The sequence below is a fragment of the Rhodoglobus galactosidasius genome (genome assembly GCF_054957775.1).
Map to the genome: position 1 here is coordinate 1 of NZ_JBQIAV010000015.1, position 21403 is coordinate 21403.

16 protein-coding genes and 1 pseudogene are annotated in these 21403 nt (G+C 61.9%); 11 read left to right on the plus strand and 6 right to left on the minus strand.

The window, feature by feature from the left end; translation table 11 throughout:
* The first annotated feature begins 127 nt into the window (after positions 1 to 127).
* Positions 128 to 1177 (plus strand): rhamnose ABC transporter substrate-binding protein, encoded by a 1050-nt coding sequence (gene rhaS, locus ACTJJW_RS14210; RefSeq protein ID WP_462645741.1) that lies wholly within the window; start codon positions 128 to 130, stop codon positions 1175 to 1177.
* A 314-nt stretch (positions 1178 to 1491) separates the two neighbouring features.
* Here rhaS and ACTJJW_RS14215 read toward each other — a convergent pair whose 3' ends face one another.
* The 3 genes and pseudogenes from ACTJJW_RS14215 to ACTJJW_RS14225 form a co-directional block, all read right to left on the minus strand.
* Complete coding sequence (locus ACTJJW_RS14215) at positions 1492 to 1866, minus strand: L-rhamnose mutarotase (protein ID WP_462645743.1); 375 nt, start codon at positions 1864 to 1866, stop codon at positions 1492 to 1494.
* A 106-nt stretch (positions 1867 to 1972) separates the two neighbouring features.
* Positions 1973 to 2140 (minus strand): annotated as a pseudogene (locus ACTJJW_RS14220) (IS481 family transposase); the annotation flags it as partial.
* Positions 2141 to 2397: 257 nt separating this feature from the next.
* Positions 2398 to 3420 (minus strand): LacI family DNA-binding transcriptional regulator, encoded by a 1023-nt coding sequence (locus tag ACTJJW_RS14225; RefSeq protein WP_462645745.1) that lies wholly within the window; start codon positions 3418 to 3420, stop codon positions 2398 to 2400.
* A gap of 208 nt (positions 3421 to 3628) precedes the next feature.
* On the opposite strand from ACTJJW_RS14225, the gene rhaI reads away from it, so the two are divergent.
* The 3 genes from rhaI (at position 3629) to ACTJJW_RS14240 (ending at position 8307) form a co-directional block, all read left to right on the plus strand.
* Positions 3629 to 4795, plus strand: coding sequence for an L-rhamnose isomerase (rhaI, locus tag ACTJJW_RS14230; protein WP_462645746.1), 1167 nt, complete (start codon positions 3629 to 3631; stop codon positions 4793 to 4795).
* Between the two features lie 69 nt (positions 4796 to 4864).
* Positions 4865 to 6916, plus strand: coding sequence for a bifunctional aldolase/short-chain dehydrogenase (locus tag ACTJJW_RS14235; protein WP_462645748.1), 2052 nt, complete (start codon positions 4865 to 4867; stop codon positions 6914 to 6916).
* On the plus strand, positions 6913 to 8307 hold the full coding sequence (locus ACTJJW_RS14240) for a rhamnulokinase (RefSeq protein ID WP_462645750.1): 1395 nt from the start codon (positions 6913 to 6915) through the stop codon (positions 8305 to 8307). The genes ACTJJW_RS14235 and ACTJJW_RS14240 overlap by 4 nt, the downstream gene beginning before the upstream one ends.
* A gap of 65 nt (positions 8308 to 8372) precedes the next feature.
* On the opposite strand, the gene ACTJJW_RS14245 is transcribed toward ACTJJW_RS14240, so the two are convergent.
* The gene (locus ACTJJW_RS14245) at positions 8373 to 9365 is read right to left on the minus strand and encodes a Gfo/Idh/MocA family protein (protein ID WP_462645752.1); all 993 of its coding nucleotides are present in this window, start codon (positions 9363 to 9365) and stop codon (positions 8373 to 8375) included.
* A gap of 222 nt (positions 9366 to 9587) precedes the next feature.
* Between ACTJJW_RS14245 and ACTJJW_RS14250 the strand changes: the two genes are divergently transcribed.
* From ACTJJW_RS14250 to ACTJJW_RS14265, 4 genes are all read left to right on the plus strand, one after another.
* Positions 9588 to 10616, plus strand: coding sequence for an NAD(P)-dependent alcohol dehydrogenase (locus ACTJJW_RS14250; RefSeq protein WP_343924836.1), 1029 nt, complete (start codon positions 9588 to 9590; stop codon positions 10614 to 10616).
* 157 nt (positions 10617 to 10773) lie between these two features.
* Positions 10774 to 11427 (plus strand): GntR family transcriptional regulator, encoded by a 654-nt coding sequence (locus ACTJJW_RS14255; protein ID WP_462645754.1) that lies wholly within the window; start codon positions 10774 to 10776, stop codon positions 11425 to 11427.
* A gap of 9 nt (positions 11428 to 11436) precedes the next feature.
* Positions 11437 to 12741, plus strand: a complete 1305-nt coding sequence (locus ACTJJW_RS14260) for an alpha-hydroxy acid oxidase (RefSeq protein ID WP_462645756.1) — start codon at positions 11437 to 11439, stop codon at positions 12739 to 12741.
* Positions 12742 to 12778: 37 nt separating this feature from the next.
* Complete coding sequence (locus ACTJJW_RS14265; protein WP_462645758.1) at positions 12779 to 13999, plus strand: MFS transporter; 1221 nt, start codon at positions 12779 to 12781, stop codon at positions 13997 to 13999.
* A 20-nt stretch (positions 14000 to 14019) separates the two neighbouring features.
* Here the strand turns inward: ACTJJW_RS14265 and ACTJJW_RS14270 are convergent, their stop codons facing one another.
* Both ACTJJW_RS14270 and ACTJJW_RS14275 read right to left on the minus strand, forming a co-directional pair.
* Entirely contained in the window at positions 14020 to 14856 is an 837-nt protein-coding gene (locus tag ACTJJW_RS14270) for a M56 family metallopeptidase (protein ID WP_462645760.1), read from the minus strand.
* Between the two features lie 2 nt (positions 14857 to 14858).
* On the minus strand, positions 14859 to 15221 hold the full coding sequence (locus tag ACTJJW_RS14275; RefSeq protein ID WP_462645762.1) for a BlaI/MecI/CopY family transcriptional regulator: 363 nt from the start codon (positions 15219 to 15221) through the stop codon (positions 14859 to 14861).
* Between the two features lie 88 nt (positions 15222 to 15309).
* On the opposite strand from ACTJJW_RS14275, the gene ACTJJW_RS14280 reads away from it, so the two are divergent.
* From ACTJJW_RS14280 to cydC, 3 genes are read left to right on the plus strand one after another with little or no spacing between them, the layout of a single operon-like run.
* Positions 15310 to 16914 carry a cytochrome ubiquinol oxidase subunit I gene (locus tag ACTJJW_RS14280; protein ID WP_462645764.1) on the plus strand — a complete coding sequence of 535 codons (1605 nt, stop codon included), beginning with the start codon at positions 15310 to 15312 and terminating at the stop codon, positions 16912 to 16914.
* A gap of 18 nt (positions 16915 to 16932) precedes the next feature.
* The gene (cydB, locus tag ACTJJW_RS14285) at positions 16933 to 17976 is read left to right on the plus strand and encodes a cytochrome d ubiquinol oxidase subunit II (protein ID WP_462645765.1); all 1044 of its coding nucleotides are present in this window, start codon (positions 16933 to 16935) and stop codon (positions 17974 to 17976) included.
* 45 nt (positions 17977 to 18021) lie between these two features.
* On the plus strand, positions 18022 to 21399 hold the full coding sequence (gene cydC / locus ACTJJW_RS14290; protein ID WP_462645767.1) for a thiol reductant ABC exporter subunit CydC: 3378 nt from the start codon (positions 18022 to 18024) through the stop codon (positions 21397 to 21399).
* Positions 21400 to 21403: the final 4 nt, after the last annotated feature.

The following is a 21403-nucleotide window of genomic DNA, read 5'->3' on the forward strand; positions in this document are numbered from 1 at the left end:
CGACGCTGCGACGTCCTCTACGCAATGCTCCGCGACGGCACCCTCTACCAAGCCCAGCACCAACTCGCCGCTTGACAAACCACCTAGGGGCACCCCCCCGCGATTATTCGCACCAAGAAAGGAAACAATGATGTTTGGAACGAAGCACACCGGGCGCGCAGGCGCTGTAGTAGCGATTGCCCTAGGTATAACTCTTGCGGCAGGAGGTTGCGCGAGCTCGACCACCGACAACTCGAGCGACAGCGGCGACGCCGCCAACGGTGATTCAAACCTGTCGATCGTGATGTTGCCTAAGAACCTAGGCAACCCGTACTTCGACACCTCCACCGGCGGCGCAGAAGAGGCAACTGCGGCATTCGGGGGCACGTTCGAAGAAGTAGGCCCCACCGAAGCTTCGCCGACGGCGCAGGTTCAGTACATTCAGACCGCAGCGCAGCAGGGAGTAGGCGGGCTCATCGTTTCGGCAAATGACCCTGAAGCTCTTTGCGATGCGCTCGATGAGGCACGTTCGGCCGGGGTGAAGGTCGTCACGTTCGATTCGGACACCAACCCTGAGTGTCGCGATCTTTTTGTAAACCAAGCAACCGCGGAAGGTATCGCGAAGGTCCAGGTGGACTTGATCGCTGAGGAAATTGGCGAGAGCGGTCAGATCGCCATTCTGTCATCGACGCCGAACGCGACGAATCAGAACGCGTGGATCGCGATCATGGAAGAAGAGCTCAAGGCTTACCCTGACATCGAGCTCATTGAAGTTGCCTACGGCGGCGACGACGACCAGACAGCATTCGACAAGACTGCGGCTCTGCTTCAGACGTATCCTGACCTCGCAGGCATCGTTTCGCCTACCACAGTGGGAATCACTGCGGCCGCTCGCTACCTTTCCACGTCAGAGTACAAGGGCAAAATTGCAATCACCGGTCTTGGTACACCGAATCAGATGCGCGGCTATATCGAAGACGGCACCGTGACGGCATTTGCGCTTTGGAACCCGGCTGACCTCGGCTACCTCGCAGCGTACGCAGCTCAGGCGCTCCTTACAGGCGAGATCACCGGAGCGGAAGGCGACAAATTCGAAGCCGGGGACCTAGGAACTTACGAAGTCGGCGCTGACCAGAGCGTTCTGCTCGGAGACCCCTACGTCTTCAACGCGGATAACATCGCAGACTTCGACTTCTAAGCCGCAGTCGTGAATCGGCTCGGTCTGCAAATGCAGGCCGAGCCGATTTCAATTTCTCACTGATTCGAGCGGGCGGAACCGCACGCCAGGAAAAACTAGTGCATGTCTCGAAGGCTGCATGAGGTACCCATGCTCTACCTTGCTAGGCCAAAGCAGCAGGACAGAGGCAGTGACCCCGTCCCGGTGAAGTTTTCTAGCTCGCCTAGTGACCTCGGTCGTCCACACACTCGAACGCGTTGCGGAGTTCCCGAAAGCTTACGAGAGAAACTTGACGCCGTTTTCGAGCGTCGAAAGGATTGCTGGAGTGAGGAGATTCAAGACTCGTCTTTTCCCGTTGGGGCCGCGACCAACTGCTCGCGAAGGTTGAAAACCTCTGTCAGGGCAGTGGCCGCTTGGTCGACACGGCCATCAATGCCAACGAAGAAATGACTCATGTCGCGCTCCCATTGCGAGGCGATCTCTGAGCCGGCGAGGTAGGCCCGCGAGGCGTCATCGTCATCGGTCTCGTAGTAGCCGACAAGTCGGCCGCCCTCAGCTAGAAAAATCGTATAGTTGCTGCGGCCGGATGCCTCAATTTCGGCGAGCATCTCGGGCGAGACTGGGGAGTGTCGCTCAATGTACTCAGCGATGAGTTCGGGTTTGACCTGCAGCTGGAAGCAGACACGTACCGGTGTGTCGGAATTCGTCATTGAAAAATCTCCTGGTGGGCGATCATGAATCGTTTCAAACAATAGTTCACTCTGCCGTCTCACACAAGTACTCTGTGGCGCGAACTGAGCGACGGCAAGCTTGATCGGCCACGACTTCTTTCCTCTCATCGTTCAAAGTATCTGAGTACGCGAGCCGGATGTGATCATCTACAGCGTGACGCTGAAAAGAATACCCGCACCCTGATCGGCGGCGCCGGGTGTTGTTTCTATTACCGGCCGCTCAACCTAGGGCCCAGTGCCTTCCTCCATCAGGGTTCCAGCCCTATTGCTTGATCAAGATAGATCTGCTTCGGGATCCGATGACGCACCACAACCTTGTCGATCATCGATCGATTAACGCCAAGACGATAATCGGTCCGGTGACGTGCGCGACGAATTCGCCCGTGCGGGGTGAAAGGAGCATCAGCGTGAGTCAAGGAGGCCCCCGGTTGTTGGCGTGAGCTTGGTAACCCACATGCTGCCGGAGGACTTCAGCAAATCAAGCGAGCACAACGTCCATGGGAACTACACCTAGGGCGCGTCGACGGCGCTAGCCGAGGTTGAACGGCGCACCACAAGCTCAGGCTGAAACTCCACGTGACGTGGGGACGCCTCCGGATCAGCCACCTCTTCGAGCAAGATCTCCAATGCGGTGTGGCCGATCATGCCTGCAGGCTGACGGATCGACGAGAGCGGCACGACCGCAGAGGACGCGAAGTCAATGTCGTCGTAGCCGATAAGGGCAATGTCCTCGGGAACGCGAAGGTTAGAGCCCTGCAACATGAGCGCCTGAAGAACGCCCATCGCCACCAGATCGTTCGCCGCAAAGATTGCATCGGGCAGTTCTGAACGGCCAGCTATCGCGGCACCTGCCTGGCGGCCAGCGATCACGCTGAGCGAGGCCAAAGTGACGAGCTCGAGAGAAACCTCCGGATGCGCTTGAGCTGCTCGCTCCGCACCCTCAAATCGGTCGGCGACTTGGCGAATGGAGAGGGGGCCTCCCACAAACACGATGCGCGTGCGGCCCTCGGCGATCAAATGCTCGACGGCCATGCGGCCGCCGGCCACGTCATCCACGGTGACCGAACTAAAGCTTCGATCGGAACTCGCGCGGTCAACGAGAACGGCAGGGATTCCTCGGGCTCGTAGAGCCGTGAGGCGCGTGCTGATCTCGCCGATCGGAGAGATCAGCACGCCGTGCGAGCGTTGCTGCTCGAAGAGTTCGAGGTACGCCAGTTCGCGCGCCGGATCTTCGTCACTGTTTCCCAGAATGACGGACAGCCCCTCTTTGCTGGCCCGGGTTTCCGCCCCACGAGCAACATCCGTGAAGAAGGGGTTTCGCACGTCGAGAACGACGAGCCCCACCGTCTTGCTGTGGCCATCCCGTAATTGTCGAGCGGCGTCGTTGCGCACGAAACCGAGAGTCGCGATGGACCGCTGAACTTTGGTGACGGTTGTCGGCGCCACTTTCGAAGGGTGGTTCATGACGTTCGAGACTGTGCCTACGGAGACTCCAGCATGCCGGGCGACATCTTTCACGCTCACCGCGCTCATGAATCCTGCTTTCCCAGCCTCGTCGCTGCCTAGTTTTTGAATCGTTCAATAGTGTCACGGATTAGCCGCACCTTGACGGAAACCCATAAAAGACCTTATCCTCGATCTCAAGAGTTAAAACGATTCAATGAAGAGTTGACGAGTGGGGAAACACGCGCCCGCCACTAGGCGCAGCCAGTCATCACTCCGCGAGAACAAAGGAACACCAGTGACCAGCTTCAGCTCAATCGCAGCCCGCCTCGAAGAACAGGCCATCGAGCTCCCGTCATGGGCCTTCGGCAACTCCGGCACACGATTCAAGGTTTTCGGCACCCCCGGCACCCCGCGCACCCCCGAAGAGAAGATTGCGGATGCCGCCCAGGTCAACAAATACACGGCTTTGTCTCCGTCGGTTGCCCTGCACATTCCGTGGGACAAGGTTGAGGACTACAGCGCTCTTCGAGCTTTCGCCAATGAGCACGGGGTTGAGTTGGGAACAATCAACTCGAACACCTTCCAAGACGACGACTACAAGTTCGGCTCGCTCACCCACGTCGATCCCACGATTCGTCAGAAGGCTATCGATCACCATTTCGAGTGCATCGACGTGATGGATCAGACCGGGTCACGCGACCTCAAGATTTGGCTTGCTGATGGCTCCAACTATCCGGGTCAAGCTGATCTTCGCGGTCGCCAGGATCGTCTCGCTGACTCCCTCGAGAAGATCTACGGCCGACTCGGGCAAGAGCAGCGCATGGTGCTCGAGTACAAGTTCTTTGAGCCCGCTTTTTACCACATGGATGTTCCGGACTGGGGAACCAGCTACGCCCAAGTGGCGGCCCTCGGCGAGCGCGCTCTCGTCTGCCTCGACACCGGCCACCACGCCCCCGGCACCAACATCGAGTTCATAGTGATGCAACTGCTTCGCCTCGGAAAGCTCGGCTCGTTCGACTTCAACTCGCGCTTCTACGCCGACGACGACCTCATTGTGGGTGCCGCCGACCCGTTCCAGTTGTTCCGCATCCTGTACGAAGTTGTTCGCGGCGGCGGCTACGGCACCGACAGCGGTGTTGCCTTCATGCTCGACCAGTGCCACAACGTCGAAGACAAGGTTCCCGGCCAGATGCGGTCGGTGCTCAACGTGCAGGAAATGACGGCGCGTGCACTGCTCGTCGATACCGCGGCGCTCAGGGTTGCCCAGAATGCCGGCGATGTTCTCGGCGCCAACGCGATCATGATGGATGCCTTCTACACCGACGTGCGCGGTGACCTCGCCGCCTGGCGCGAATCGCGCGGGCTTCCCGCGGACCCGATGGCGGCCTACGCGGCATCCGGTTACCAGGAAAAGATCGCCGCTGAGCGTGTTGGTGGCGTTCAGGCAGGCTGGGGAGCCTAAGCCTCGCGGTTTAGACGCTGCCTCATCCTCGCTCCCGTTCACTCTCGCCTCTGACGACAAGGACCTCTCATGACAAACCCCACTGCAGTTGAACTCATCGCACGCTCGAACCGTCTCGGTTCCGATCCGCGCGTCACCAACTACGCCGGCGGCAACACGTCGGCCAAGGGCACCGAAACGGATCCCGTTACCGGCGAGCCCATCGAGCTCATGTGGGTGAAAGGCTCCGGCGGAGACCTGGGCACCCTCAAGGAAGCTGGCCTCGCCGTGCTGCGCCTTGACCGCCTGCGCTCCATGACCAACGTCTACCCCGGCATCGACCGCGAAGACGAAATGGTTGCCGCGTTCGACTACACGCTGCACGGTAAGGGTGGCGCCGCGCCATCCATCGACACCGCCATGCACGCGCTCGTGGATGCCGCCCACGTCGATCACTTGCACCCTGATTCCAGTATCTCCATTGCGACCGCAAAGGATGGCGAGAAGCTCACCAAAAAGGCGTTCGGCAATAAGGTTGTCTGGGTTCCGTGGCGCCGCCCCGGTTTTCAGCTCGGGCTCGACATCGCCGCCATCAAGGAAGCAAACCCGAAGGCAATCGGCTGCATCCTCGGCGGGCACGGCATCACCGCGTGGGGCGACACCAGCGAAGAAGCCGAGTCGAACAGCCTCTGGATCATTAAGACCGCTGAAGATTTCATTGCCACTAAGGGCAAGAAGGCGCCGTTCGGTCGCACCGTCGCCAAGAACGCGGCCCTTCCCGAAGACGAGCGTCGCGCAAAGGCTGCCGCTTTGGCTGCCACCATCCGCGGCCTCGCGAGCCACGACCGCCCCATGGTTGGTCACTTCACGGACTCCGACGTCGTGCTCGACTTCATGGCATCCGCTAACGCTCCGAAGCTCGCAAAACTGGGCACGAGCTGCCCCGATCACTTCTTGCGCACCAAGGTGAAGCCACTGCTGCTCGACCTCCCGGCCAACGCAACGGTCGAGAAGAGCATCCAGCGACTCAAAGAACTGCACGAGGAGTACCGCAAGGACTACACCGCGTACTACGAGAAGTACGCCACCGCAGACTCCCCTGTCATTAGAGGAGCTGACCCGTTGATCGTGCTCGTTCCCGGTGTCGGAATGTTCAGCTACGGCGCCAACAAGCAGACCGCCCGCGTGGCCGGCGAGTTCTACGTGAACGCCATCAACGTCATGCGCGGCGCCGAAGCCATCTCGACCTACGCTCCCATCAGCGACGCCGAGAAGTTCGCCATTGAATACTGGGCACTCGAGGAAGCCAAGCTGCAGCGGATGCCCAAGCCCAAGTCGCACGCCACCCGCGTCGCCCTCGTGACCGGCGCAGCATCCGGCATCGGTAAGGCAATCGCTACCCGTCTCGCTGCGGATGGCGCGTGCGTCATCATCGCTGATCTCGACCTCGAAAAGGCTCAGGCCGCTGCTGCCGAGATCGGTGCTGCGTATCCGAACCCGGCTGACGTCGCCATCGGCCTCAAGGCCAACGTGACCGACGCTGCCGCAATCGAGCGCATGGTGCAGGATTCCGTACTCGCGTTCGGTGGCATCGACATCGTTGTGAACAATGCGGGCGTTTCGCTCTCGAAGCCCCTGCTCGAGACCACCGAGCAGGATTGGGACTTCCAGCACGACATCATGGCCAAAGGTTCGTTTCTCGTCTCGAAGGCAACCGCGCCGGTGCTCATCGAGCAGGCCATGGGTGGCGATGTGATTTACATTTCGTCAAAGAACGCGGTGTTCGCTGGGCCCAACAACATTGCGTACTCGGCCACGAAGGCAGACCAGGCACACCAGGTTCGACTGCTTGCGGTCGAGCTTGGTGAGCACGGCGTGAAGGTCAATGGCATCAACCCTGACGGTGTTGTTCGTGGTTCAGGAATCTTCGCTTCTGGCTGGGGCGCAAACCGCGCCAAGACTTACGGTGTTGAAGAAGAAGATCTGGGCAAGTTCTACGCGCAGCGCACGATCCTCAAGCGTGAGGTTCTTCCCGAGAACGTGGCCAACGCGGTTTCGGTGCTCACGGGCCCCGACCTCAGCCACACCACCGGGCTCCACATTCCGGTTGATGCTGGTGTTGCGGCGGCGTTCTTGCGATGAATAACGCAGTTGCCGCCGTAGATCTCGGTGCGACCAGTGGCCGGGTCATGCTCGGCCACGTCGGTCACAACGAGCTCAGTGTTCGCCCGGTAGCGCGCTTTCCCAATGGCCCGGTGCGGCGCGAGGACGGTTTGCACTGGGATATCGATGCCCTCTACTCGAGCGTGCTCGCAGGGTTGGTTGCCGCCGTGCGCGAAGAGCCTCAGCTCTCGAGCATCGGTGTCGACTCGTGGGCTGTTGACTATGCGCTGATGGCGGGCGGGCGGATGATCGCCCCACCGTTCCACTACCGCGACGACCGCACCGCGGCCGGAGTCGAGCGGGTGCATGCCGTCGCCGATCACGCTGAGCTGTACTCCTCTAATGGCCTGCAGTTTCTTCCGTTCAATACGCTGTACCAGTTCGCGGCCGAACAGAATCTTGCCGGCGCCGACAGCTTCTTGCTCGTGCCTGACCTCATCAACTACTGGTTGACGGGTCGCCAGGTTGCCGAGCACACCAACGCCTCAACGACAGGTCTGCTCAACATTGCGACCGGTCAGTGGGATGACGCGCTCATCGAGAAACTCGGAATGCCGCGCAAGTTGTTCCCTGAGCTTGTTGTTCCGGGCACACGCCTGGGGCCGGTGCGCGACGAGCTCGGCATCAGTGCCGACGTGGTCTCTGTTGGATCGCATGACACCGCATCCGCTGTGGTTGCTGTGCCTGCCACAAACGACGACTTCGCCTACATCTCGTGTGGCACGTGGGGTCTCGTGGGCGTTGAGCTGAACTCTCCCGTGCTGACGGAAGCGAGCCGTGCTGCGAACTTCACCAACGAGGGCGGCGTCGACGGCCGCGTGCGCTACCTGCACAACGTGATGGGGCTGTGGCTGCTGAGCGAGTGCGTGCGCGAATGGCAAACGACCGACGCCAGCGTCGACCTTCTTGAGCTTTTGGCTGCGGCATCCACCCTCACCGTGAAGGTGCCGACCTTCGATGCGAATGACCCCGGCTTCATGGCGCCAGAAGGAATGCCCGGGCGCATTGCCGCCTGGTGCATCGAGCACGACCTGCCCGCACCGCAGTCGCACGTCGAGTTTGTGCGCAGCATCATCGAGAGCCTCAGCGCTGCCTTTGTGGATTCGGTGCAGACGGCGTCGAAACTGTCGGGCAAGCGTGTGTCGGTCATCCATATTGTGGGTGGTGGTTCGCAGAACGAGTTGCTCTGCCAGCTCATCGCAGACCGGAGCGGGATGCCGGTGCTTGCGGGACCCGTTGAGGCGACAGCGATTGGCAACGTGCTGATTCAGGCGCGGGCTCAGGGTTTCGTTGAAGGGTCGTTGGAAAGCTTGCGCAGCTTGGTTGCTGCGGCATTCTCTCCGCGTCGTTACCTTCCGCGCTCGCGCTAACGTCTGCGCCGGGGTGATACCAGCGCGCCTGCCGCGGGACTAGCCTGCGGCAGGCGCGCTGCGAGTTAGTTTTCGTCGAGCATCGGGTAGGTCAGGCTGATCTGGCGGCGGATCTCGTCGAGGGTATACATGATCTGCACGCTCTGGCTCGGCGGCAGGATGTCGTTGGCGAGTTCACCCGCTGCAACGAGGCGTTCGAGTTCTGCGGCCTGGAACTGCATGCCGCGTCCGGTGGCGGTACCGTCAAATTCTTCGACAACAGCTCCCGAGCCATCGAAACGTGTGAACGTGGTCGGCTCATACCAGACCTCGTCGATCTCGATCCGCCCCTCGCTGCCGACGATGACCGCGCGGTTGGGACCATGCAGGTCGAGGGTGGTCTGGAGCACAGCTTGTGCCTCATCGCCGTAGCTCAGAATCATCGAGGTCTGGCGGTCGACGTCGGTGGCGGTCTTGGTCGCCACAGCAACGACGTTTGTCGGCGTTCCAAGAATGTCGTAGGCGAACGACAGCGGGTAGATGCCGAGATCGAGCAACGCCCCACCGCCGAGAAGCGGGTTGTTGATTCGGTGAAGTGGATCACGCGACAGGTTTTGATTGTGATCGGCGATCACGCTGCGGATGCTTCCGAGCGCACCGCTCCGCACGAGTTCGCGAATACGAACCATGTGGGGCAGGTAGCGCGCCCACATGGCTTCGAGCACGACAAGTCCGAGCTCGGATGCCCGGGCGACGACAGTCTCTGCCTGGGCTGCATTCATCGTGAATACCTTCTCCACGAGAACGTGCTTGCCGGCGTTCAAGGCGAGAAGCGCATGCTCTTCATGGAAGGGGTGGGGAGAAGCGACATAGATAGCGTCGACATCGGGGTTGGCAACGAGTTCTTCATAGCTACCATGGGCGGCCGGGATGCCATACTTTGTCGCGAACTCAGTGGCCGCGCCAGCAGTGCGAGAGCCCACTGCCACGACACTGAACCCATGCTCGATGAGATCGCTAGTCTGCAAGCCCGCAATCCACCCCGTACCCAGAATTCCCCATGCCAACTGATCAGTCATTCCATCTCCTTTGAGGCGCCACGAAACATATCCCATCAACCTAACAGGACGGTATTTCATTTTGTTAGACATTCTGTTAAATTGTTTTACAATATTCGGGAGCAGGCACGGCGACTGCTGGCCGGAGAACCACTCGCATACGTGGTGATTGAGGGGCGTTGATCACCGGGCAGGCGTCATTCGCTCAAACACTTTTCACAACGAAGCACAGGAGAACAAGAGATGACTGCAAAGATTCCGGACACCATGCGCGCTAGCATCCTGCTGTCACAGGACACCCTTACGATCGAGGAGCGCACGGTACCCACTCCCGACCGCGACCAAGTGCTCGTTCGCGTTGCCGCGGTCGGAGTGTGCGGCTCTGACGTTCACTTTTTCCGCGAGGGGCGCCTTGGTGACTTTGTCGTCAACAACCCTCTCGTGCTTGGCCACGAGCTATCAGGCCGCATCGTCGCGGTAGGAAGTGATGTTGATTCAAATCGCGTCGGTCAACGGGTCGCCATCGAACCGCAGCGACCGTGCGCACAGTGTCAGGAATGCCGAACTGGCCGCTATAACCTGTGCAAGAAGATGGAGTTTTTTGCCACTCCATCGATTGATGGCGCTTTCGCCGAATACGTCACGATTCAGGATGCGTTCGCGCACGCAATTCCCGACAGCATGTCGGACGAAGCAGCCGCAATGCTTGAGCCTCTCTCCGTGGCGATCGCGTCAGTGCGCAAAGCGGGCGTTACTCCGGGGTCGAGCATCCTCATTGCGGGGGCGGGCCCCATCGGCATCATCACAGCTCAGACAGCGAGGGCATTCGGTGCGAAAGACATCATCGTCACAGACCTCATTGAAGAGAAGCGCGAGCGCGCGCTCAAGTTTGGTGCGACCCGAGTCATCGACCCTGTCGCGACGTCGATCGAATCACTCGACCTTGACGTCGAGGCATTTATCGACGCATCTGGGTCGCCGCGTGCCGTCGACAGCGGAATCCGAGCCCTTCGTCCCGCAGGAACCGCAGTGCTCGTGGGGTTGGGAAACTCCACGATGACTCTGCCTGTTGAACAGATCCAAAACCTCGAGCTCAATGTGACGGGAATTTTCCGTTACACCGACACGTGGCCTACAGCAATCCATCTCGTATCGAGCGGCCAAGTCGATCTCGACAGCCTGGTTACCGGAAAGTTCGATCTCGACCACGTTCGCGAAGCCCTCGACAGCGATCTCGACCCGACGAGCCTCAAATCGATCGTTTATCCGTAGAAAGGCATTCCTGGGGTTGTGGTCACCTCGTGCGAACTCTGCGTCGACGGCCGCTCCCGAAAGGTAACGATCCTCGCCATTGTGGGCCAACAGCCCCGTTTATTGATTGTTATGCAATCTGCTATATTGTATAGCAATATGAAGCGAATGGAGCACTATGTCTTTGTTGACGGCTGCTGAACGCACGGGGCCCATCCGGCCCGACGCGATCTACGCTGAATTACGTGCCAACATCATCGGCGCCACAATCGCGCCCGGGGCCACCGTCACCGAATCCCGTGTCGCCCTACGCTTCGGCGTCGCCCGCCCCACGGCCCGCATCGCCATCGAACGACTCGTCGCTGACGGCCTGCTGCGCCGCGAACCACATCAGGCTGCGCGAGTTCCCTTCCTCAGCGGTGACGACGTGAACGACCTCTTCACCAACCGCGCGATCGTCGAGGGCGCGGCAATTGCAGCACTGACCCAGCACGGCATGATTCCTGCCGCCGCGCTGCAGGCCCACCGCTCGCTGCGGTCTGGTTCGACAGGGTTCGCGCACGACGACATCCAGTTCCATCGTGCGCTCGTCGCCGGTCAGCCCAGCTCACGCCTCACCCGAATGCACGAACTGCTGATGGGTGAAATCGAGCTGTGCATTGGGCAGGTTCAATCCGCCCAACTGATTACCGCCCACGAGGTGGCCGACCAACACCAGGGCGTCCTCGATGCCATCACCGCCGGGGATGCCGTCACCGCTGAGCGGCTCACCCGCGACCACATCATGGGGGCGCGCGATCGCCTCCTTACCCACCTCGACTCCACCAGCTAAGGGCACACCATGGTTAAGCGTCAATTCCCGAACCCCATCGAGCTTGCGAAGCTCATGAAGTTCAAAGCACCAGAACTCAACGGCAAGAAGCGTCGCCTCGACAGCGCACTCACGATCTACGACCTCAAAGACATCGCCAAGCGCCGCACGCCCAAGGCCGCCTACGACTACACGGATGGCTCAGCCGAAGGCGAGATCTCACTGAGCCGGGCGCGCCAAGCATTCGAAGACATCGAATTTCACCCCTCGATCCTGCGGGACGCCTCCCACGTCGACACCACCACCCAGATCTTGGGTGGCACCTCAGCGATGCCGTTCGGAATCGCGCCCACGGGATTCACCCGCCTCATGCAAACCGAAGGCGAGATTGCTGGCGCGGGCGCAGCAGCGGCAGCAGGCATTCCCTTCACTCTCTCGACGCTGGGCACGACATCCATCGAAGATGTGAAGGCCGCGAACCCTGACGGCCGCAACTGGTTCCAGCTCTATGTAATGCGCGATCGCGAGATCTCGTACGGACTCGTTGAGCGTGCAGCCGCCGCCGGCTACGACACCCTCATGTTTACCGTCGACACCCCGGTTGCTGGAGCCCGACTGCGTGACAAGCGCAACGGCTTCTCGATCCCACCACAGCTGACCGCCGGCACGATCCTCAACGCAATCCCCCGCCCGTGGTGGTGGTTCGACTTCCTCACCACGCCGCCGCTGGAGTTCGCCTCGCTCGCCACCACCGGCGGCACCGTCGGTGAACTGCTCGACTCCGCGATGGACCCGTCAATCGATTACGACGACCTCACGACCATCCGCGCCATGTGGCCAGGCAAGATCGTGATCAAGGGTGTGCAAAACCTTGAGGACTCGAAGCGCCTTGCCGATCTCGGCGTTGACAGCATCCTGCTTTCCAACCATGGTGGCCGCCAACTCGACCGCGCCCCCATCCCCTTCCACCTGCTGCCCAACGTGGTCCGCGAAGTCGGCAACGACGTTGAGGTGATGGTCGACACGGGCATCATGAATGGTGCCGACATCGTGGCCTCGATGGCACTCGGCGCCAAGTTCACGCTCATCGGTCGCGCCTACCTCTACGGCCTCATGGCCGGCGGTCGCGAAGGTGTTGACCGCACGATCGAGATCCTCTCTGACCAAATCGTGCGCACCATGAAGTTGCTCGAGGTTACGAGCATTGAAGAGCTCGAGCCCAAGCACGTGACGCAGCTGCAGCGGTTGGTTCCGCGCGCAGTCGCGCCCAGTGCTGCCGCAGCGGTGCCTGCCAAACGCGCCGCACCGCGAAAGACCGCATCAACAAAGAACTGAGACGGCGCGTGCCGGACGGGGCATAGGGTTGAACAACGTGAACCACAACTCTTCAACGGGCCCACCGCCAGTGTGGCGCGCACCCGGAATGCCCGCACTGCTCGCACTGACGGCTGCTGGCTTCGGTGGCTTCGCGGCCCTGCTGCCCGTCGTACCCCTCTGGGCGGTGCAGGGCGGCGCCAACGAAGCGGGAGCTGGCCTCGTCAATGGGCTGCTTTTGCTCGCGACGGTCATGACCCAACCATTCGTTCCGCGCCTGCTCACTCGCTTAGGGACCGGAAGGGTGTTGGCCGCAGGGCTGGCACTTCTTGGTGTTCCGCCGTTGCTCTTTCTCTTCTCCGACCACCTCAGCTGGATTCTGATCCTGTCGGTTCTGCGGGGCGTTGGTTTCGGCATTCTCACTGTGGCTGGGTCGACCGTCGTCGCCAATCTGGTGCCGCGCGCTCAGCATGGTGCCGCCATTGGGGCCTACGGCGCAGCAATCGCCGTGCCGCAAGTGATCCTCGTTCCGGCGGGACCGCTATTGGCAGATTCGGTCGGGTTTTGGGCCGTGTTCGCGCTGGGAACCCTGCCGATTCTTGGGATCAGTTCCGCTCCACGGCTGGCTCGGGTTCTGCGTGAGCAGGAAGCTGCTCGGTCCTTTCTGCCCCCTACCGATGTCACGCCAATCGTGCTCGGTAACAGTTCCGGGCGTCGAAAGTTGATGAGCAGTCTGGTTCGCCCCATGATGCTCCTCAGCGGGGTCACTCTCGCCGGCGGTGCACTCATCACCTTTGCGCCGCAGATGAGTTCGTCACCAGCCCTCACCGCCGGCGCACTCACTCTCCTCACGTTCAGCGCGGCGGTAACCCGGTGGGGCGTTGGCGGCCTAGCCGATCGGCACGGCGCTAAGCCGTTCCTGTGGCCCTTAGTGCTGCTGACCGTCATCGGGCTCGTTCTGGCCGCCATCGCGGTTCAGAACCCCAACGCCACCACAATTGCGCTCTTTCTCGTCGGCATGACCCTCGTCGGCATTGCGTACGGTGGGCTGCAGAACCTCACCCTTCTGATCTCCCTCGCCTCAGTGCCACGCAAGCAGTATGGAACTGCAAGCGCCGTCTGGAACATCGGGTTCGACATGGGAACAGCAGTGGGCTCCGTGCTCATCGGCACTCTCGCCGCCGCGCTGTCATTCCCTCCAGCACTGCTCGTCGCCGCCGCGATTTCGCTCCTCACTCTGCCGCTCGCCTTTACACGTGGCACGACTGGTGAGAAATAGCGAGGCAAGCGGGAGCGCGGCTAGGCGAGCCGCAGAAGTCGCGCCCGCAGTTCTTTTGGCGTTGATTCAGGCATCGCGGCTGAAAGTTCGCTGCGTTTCGGCAGCGCGCCACCCTCGGCAACCACAGTGATCGCGCGAGCAAGGCTGCCGCGCCCGACATGGGTGAGTGCGTTGTCGTCGGCATGCATTTCGAGAAGGAGGGCAACCTCCCGCGACGCGTTGCGGGCGGTCGGCAGCCAGGGCAGCGACAGCTTCCACGCGGTGAAGAAGATCAACACGATGTCATGCCGCAGCCGAACGTGTGCCCGCTCATGCTCAACAACCGCGCGCAGCTCTTCGTCGTCGAGCAGCTCAATCAGTCCGGCCGTCAACACGGTAATCGACTTGAGCGCACCGGGTAGGCAGTAGGCAACCGGTGCCAGGGTGTCGATGACCCGGGTGCCCGGGCGGTCAGACATGGGTTCGCTCAGCAGAGTGATGAGTTGGGCGTGACGGGCTCGTTCCCGCTCGGCATAGACAACGGTCACCAGCAGGTTGAGAAGGAGGTGCGCAGTGAGGAAGAGTGCGCCCGAGAGCGCGAGCAACGACCACACCGAGGAGCCCTCTGGCAGCTCATTGTGGGTGACGAAACGCCACATGCCATTAGCGGCATCCGGGATATCATCGGCAAACGTTGCTGCGCCCAGCAGCACGAGAGACCCGATCATGCTGGTGCCGCCGACGAGCGCAACAAGTTGCCACACGAGCAAGCCGAGCGTCGGGCGGCGGTATGCCCACTGTGCTCCTGGCAGCAGTGCAGGCACCGGCCACGCGAGCAAGATCGCGACGAGGCCCAGCGTGATGGCAGCGACAAGCATGACTACCGGCCAGCGAGAATGCGGCGCAGAGTTTCAGCCTCTTCGCCCGAGACCTGGCCAACGAAGCGTTCGAGCACCGCAGCGCGATCGCTCGCCCCGCCAAGCACTTCGTGCATGAGGTCGGCCATGTGAGCTTCGCGAGCGGCTGCGGCACGATAGAGGTGCGGGCGAGAGTCACGCTCGCGCACCACAAAGTTCTTGTTCTCGAGGCGCGACAGCACGGTGAGAATTGTAGTGGCGGCGAGCTCACGGCCAGAAGATTCCGGTTCAGCGAGCTTGGCCTGAAGGTCATAGGCAGAGAGGCTTTCACCACCCGCCCACAGCAAATCCATCACGCTGCGTTCGAGTTCTCCTAACGAATTCATGACCCAATTCTACCTCAGGTAGAAATTATTTCTACAAGCGTGTAGAAATAGTTCTACAAGACGTAGAAAATGCAGTGGAAGGTGCGGAGTGGATCCCCTAGAAATCGCCCGGTGGCAGTTCGGCGTCACCACCGTTTACCACTTCATCATGGTTCCGCTCACGATCGGCCTCGGCCCGGTCGTCGCTCTTATGCAAACCCAGTGGGTGCGCACAGGTGATGAGAAGTGGCTGCGCATGACCAAATTCTGGGGCAAGTTGTACCTCATCAACTTCATCATGGGTGTTGCTACGGGCCTCGTTCAGGAGTTCCAGTTCGGCATGGCCTGGAGCGAATACTCCCGCTTCGTCGGCGACGTCTTCGGTGCGCCCCTCGCCATGGAAGGCCTGCTCGCCTTCTTCTTTGAATCAGTCTTCCTCGGCCTCTGGATCTTCGGCTGGAGCCGCCTCCCCAAGAAGATCCACCTCGCGACCCTCTGGATCGCCGTCGCCGGCTCCGTCGTCTCCGCCTTCTTCATCATTGTCGCGAACTCCTGGATGCAGCACCCGGTCGGCGTTGAACTCATCGACGGCCGCCCCGTCATGACCGACATCTGGGCCGTGCTCACCAACAACACCGCTCTCGCCGCGTATTCGCACACCATCATGGGCGCGCTGGCGGTAGGCGCTGGTTTCGTGGTCGGCATCTCCTGGTACCAGCTCTGGCAGCGTCGTCGCGACGGAATCGATACCGTGGATGCCACGGGCCGTGTCGTCGTCGGAGAGAACGCCAGCCTCCCGGGCCGCGATCGCACCGACCACTCGGTCTGGATCAAGAGCATCCGCATTGGCGCAGTAATAGCGATTATCGGATTCGGCGGAGTCGCCATCACCGGTGACCTGCAGGCGAAGCTGATGTTTGAACAGCAGCCGATGAAGATGGCTGCCGCTGAGGCTGCCTGCTACGACGGTACGAGCTTCTCGGTGCTGTCGATCGGCAACCTTGGCTCTCAGAACTGTGACGATGTTGTCGGAATTATTGAGATTCCGGGCATTCTTTCCTTCCTCGCTCACGGTGATTTCGAGACGGAGATCAAGGGTGTGAATACGCTCATTCCTGAATACCAGGAAAAATATGGCACCAACTTGCCCGACAACCCCCTCTACGGAGAGCGTGCCGGTCAGGAGATCAACTACCTGCCCATCATGGAAGTCACCTACTGGGGCTTCCGTCTGATGATCGGCTTCGGCATGCTCGCTGCCGGGTTCGCCCTCCTCACCCTGTGGATTGTGCGCAAGGGCACTGTGCCGCGCTCAAAGTTCCTCATGGGAACAGCCCTACTCAGCATCGCCGCCCCCTTCGGCGCAAACATCGCCGGCTGGGTCTTCACCGAGATGGGCCGCCAGCCCTTCGTTGTCGCTCCGAACCCGACGCCTGGTGGCGTCGACGGCGTGTATATGTTCACCGCAACAGCAGTCTCCCCTGGAGTGAGTGGCGAAGAGATCATCTTCTCGCTCGCCTCCCTCGCCCTCGTTTACGCCTTCTTACTCGTCTTCGAAGTGCGATTGCTGATCAAGTACGTGCGCGGTGGAGTGGCCTCGGCAATGCCTGAGCTCGGGCATCCAGAAGGCGACGGAAACGGCGATGACCCGGACAACCCCAACAACCCCAACCGACCAGACCGACGCGACGACGTTCTCGCGTTCGCCTACTAGACAGAAGGGCACGCACTCATGGAACTTCTCCCCACCATCTGGTTTATCGCGATCGCAGCGCTGTGGATCGGCTACCTCCTGCTTGAAGGCTTCGACCTTGGTGTCGGGATGCTGCTGCTCTTCAGCACCCGCAGTGACAAGCAGCGCCGGCTCATGCTCAATGCCATTGGCCCGGTTTGGGACGGTAACGAGGTCTGGCTGATCACCGCCGGAGCCGCCACTTTCGCTGCATTCCCGTTTTGGTATGCATCGCTATTCTCGGCGCTCTACATCCCGCTGACGATCGTGCTCGTGAGCCTCATCTTCCGCGCGGTAGCGATCGAGTACCGTGGTAAGGGCTCCAGTGACCGGTGGCGCATGTGGTGGGATCGCGCCCTCGGTCTCGGCTCACTCGGTTCAGCATTCGGCATCGGTGCAGCGCTTGCACTCACCACTACCGGGCTCCCGATTGACGCGAACGGTGACCGCGTTGGCGGTGCCTTCGCCTGGTTCACTCCCTACGCAGTGCTCGGCGGCCTTGCGGTTGTTGGCTTCTCGCTCGTGCATGCCTCCGCATTCCTAGGCCTGAAGACGGTTGGCGACGTGCGCGCTCGTGCCCGCACCTTCCTCGTGCGCTGGAGCCCCGTCGCACTGCTCCCCATCGTCGGCTGGGTCTTGGCCGTGCAGCTCCAGAACGGAACCCCCATCACGTGGGCGCTTGTCGTCGTCGCCGTGATCGCGGTCGTCTTCGCTTGGGTCAGTGCGCGAGCCGGGCGTGAAGGCCGCGCGTTTGTGGGAATCGCCGCCTTCTTATTGACTGGTGCATCATCCATTTTTGCTGCCGCGTATCCGGTCGTGCTGCCGTCCACGCTCGACCCCGCGTTCAACCTGACGATCTCGAACGCGGCCAGCGGTGAATATACGTTGAGCGTTATGAGCGTCGTTGCAGCCTTCGGTTTGCCACTCGTGCTGCTCTATCAGGGCTACACCTACTGGGTATTCCGCAACCGCCTGAGCGAACACCACCTCCCTGAGGCTCACGTGGTGAAGCCTGCTGTTGCCCCGGTTTCCTCAGCCCGCTAGGGCCTGAGCAGGATGCCGCGTGCAAAAAAGGGGATAGTGGAGGGCATGAAGGCCAAACTTCGCGAACGACTTGCGGCCGGGTTCGGCCCGGGCGGTGTGCACACACTGTTCGGGCTGGGTCTGCTGGCCGCCCTCAAGGGTCTCGCTCTCGTTCTCATGGCCGAGGCGGTTGCCCGCGGTGTGGTCGGCGTCATCGAGACGGATGAACGTGCCTGGCAGTTCGCGATCGTGCTCGGTGTGGCCGCAGGCCTGCTCCGCGCAGTCACCGCCTGGGGAACAGAGAGTTTCGCCGCCCGCGCTGCTCTTGGCGCAAAAGAGTCACTGCGTCACGAGCTCGCCGAGCGAGTACTAACGGGTTCCGATTCGCGCGTCGGTACAAGCACCGCGATCGCCACTGTGGGGCTCGATGAGCTCGACAACTACTTCCGCGTCGTGTTGCCGGCGATAGTGACAACGGCGACGGTTCCGCTGCTAATCGGTGCCCGCATCCTCTCGGTCGACTGGGTGAGCGCGCTCATCATTGTTTTGACGGTTCCGCTGGTTCCCGTGTTCATGGTGCTCGTCGGTGGACACACCCGCGAACGTGCAGAAGCGGCCAGCGCAAGCCTCGAACGCCTTTCGGATCACCTCGTCGAGCTGGCTCGCGGGCTTCCCGTGTTGGTCGGCCTCGGTCGGGTCGGCGAGCAGTCGCGTGCCCTGCGTGCGATCTCCGCCGAGAACCGTACGACCACCATGGCGACCCTCCGCACCGCCTTCCTCTCAGCGCTCGTACTCGAACTGATTGCCACGATCTCGGTCGCTGTTGTTGCCGTCTTCGTTGGTGTGCGACTCGTGGATGATCAGCTCTCGCTCACTGTTGGCCTCATCGCTCTCGTGCTCGCGCCCGAATGTTTCGCACCCTTCCGTGAACTCGGTGCGGCGTTCCACTCCTCCGAAAACGGACTCACCGCCCTGCGCCGCGCCCGCACGATCATCGATGCCCCGCGTGCCCGCGAGCACCGCCAGCTTGACGACAAATTCCGTGTTGTTGACCTCACGATCGGCTACGACGGTCGAGCACTCCCCGCCGTCGACAACCTCAGTTTCACGGCCACCCCCGGCACGATCACGGCATTGGATGGGCCGAGCGGCAGCGGAAAATCCAGTGTTCTCGAGGTGCTGGCCGGCAATCGCGAGCCCAGCGGCGGCAGCGTGTGGGGCATCGACCCGCAGCACGTGGCGTGGGTTCCGCAACATCCCCACACCGTCGCCGACAGCGTCATTGACGAACTGCGTCTCTATAGCAGCGACGAGAAAGCCATCAAGTCTGTCGTCGTTGAGCTGGGCTTGGCGGCGATCGCTGAGGCCGACCCCCGCCAGGTGAGTCCCGGCGAACTGCGTCGCATTGCCGTCGCGCGCGGACTGCTGCGCGTCGAAGCGGGCGCAACCCTGCTACTGCTGGATGAGCCGACCGCCCATCTCGACCCGGCATCCGCGCATCGTGTGGAGACGGCGATTGCTGAACTGCGCGGTCGCCCTGTGACGGTGCTTGTTGCCTCGCACGAGTCGGGCATTGCGGCCCTGGCTGACCAAGTGATCGCCGTTGGCTCTTCGGGCGGCACGCGTGCGGTCGAGTCTCGCGTTGACCCCCTAGCCGTTGCTCAGGAGTTGGATGCTGACGCTGTCGCCGCGCCCAGCTCACCCCGCGCCACTCTCGCCAGCCTGCTCGAGTTTGTGCGTCCGTCCCTCGCGACCCTCGTCGGAGCGATCGCTCTCGGCATTGGCGCGAGCCTTTTCGCGATCTCGTTGACGGCGATCTCGGGCTGGCTGATTGTGCGGGCCAGCGAACATCCGCCGATCATGTTCTTGCTTGTCGCCATTGTCGGTGTGCGGTTCTTCGGTCTGGGTCGTGCTGGGCTTCGCTATGCGGAGCGTCTCGCGACTCACAGTGCGGTGCTGAGTTCAGTGATCGAGTTGAGGGTCGCGCTCTGGAACGGTCTCGGCGCACGAGCCCTCGGTTCCCGTGCGCTCGCCAATGGTGGGGTTGCTCTCGACTATCTGGTCGCTGCTTCTGACCGGGTGCGGGATCTTGTTCCGCGCGTGGTGCTGCCGCCCGCCGTGGCCGTGGGAACCTCGCTTGCCGCGCTGATCGCTGTCGGATTGCTGCACGCCCCAGCGGTGCCCGTGCTGCTGGGGGGTCTTGCCGGTGCGCTCGTCGTCGCTCCCGTCATCGCCGTCTGGGTTGATCGGTCTGCGGCCCACGGCATCGCCGAAGTGCAGTCGCGTGTCGTGCGCGCCTTCGCCGCCATGACGGGGGCCGCCAGCGATCTGCGCGCCAACGGTGTTGGGGATCGGATGCTTGGCCGCCTCGATCGCATCGATGCCGAAGCTGGGGCACTCTCCCGCCGCAGCGCCCGCGCCCTGGGCATCGGCAACGCCGTCGTCGTCCTCGCCTGCTCGGTGACCGCCGTCGCGATGTTGCCCGCTGCCGCCCCTGCCGTTGTCGCCGGCACGCTTCCGATCGCCGTCGTCGCCGTGCTTGTGCTCATCCCGATCGGGCTCGTTGACTCGCTCATCGCGTTCGTCGACTCCGTGCAGCAGTGGCCCGCGCTCAGTGCCGCGCTGGCGAAAGTGCGGAGCGTCACTGAAGGCGCCGACGATGCTGTCCCCGGTCGCGGGGTACGTGGCGGAAGTGGATCGCGCGACGCGCGCGGATCCCGCACCGACGCTGAAACTGGAGCCGCGAGCGTAGACCGACCGCTGGCCGACGCAAGCGTTCTCGAACTGAGTGAGCTCGGCATCCGCTGGCCTTCGAGCCCGGCTCTCGCATTCTCGGGAGTGACTGCCCGCGTTGAGCGTGGCGAGTGGCTTGTGGTTGAGGGGCCCTCGGGGGCGGGAAAGTCGACGCTGTTGGCGGCGCTGCTTGGATATCTTCCGCCTGCCGCTGGGTCGTGGAGTCTCGGCGGTGTGGATGCTCGCGAGCTGTCCCCCGAGCAGTTGCGGCACGCGGTGACCTGGTGCCCGCAGGAGTCGCACCTCTTCGATTCGACAATTCGCGCGAACTTGCTGCTTGGACGGGCACACGACGATCAGCCGTCCGAGCACGAACTCGTAGCGGTTGTGCGTCAGGTTGGTCTTGGCCCACTCTTCGATTCGCTCGACCGTGGGTTGGATACCCGGGTCGGGTCGGCCGGCAAGAGCCTGTCGGGTGGCGAGCGGCAGCGTCTCGCGGTCGCCCGCACCTTGCTGACTCGTGCCGACGTGGTGCTGCTCGACGAACCGACTGCTCATTTGGATGCGGCGAGCGCCGAGCAACTCATCGCCGATCTGCGAGTGGCACTGGCCGACAAGATTGTGGTGCTCGTGAGCCATCATGCGGATGAGCGCCGCGACTCCGACGTCAGTGTGCGCCTGGGTGCACGCGAGCAGGTTTCGGCTCTTTAGCCCT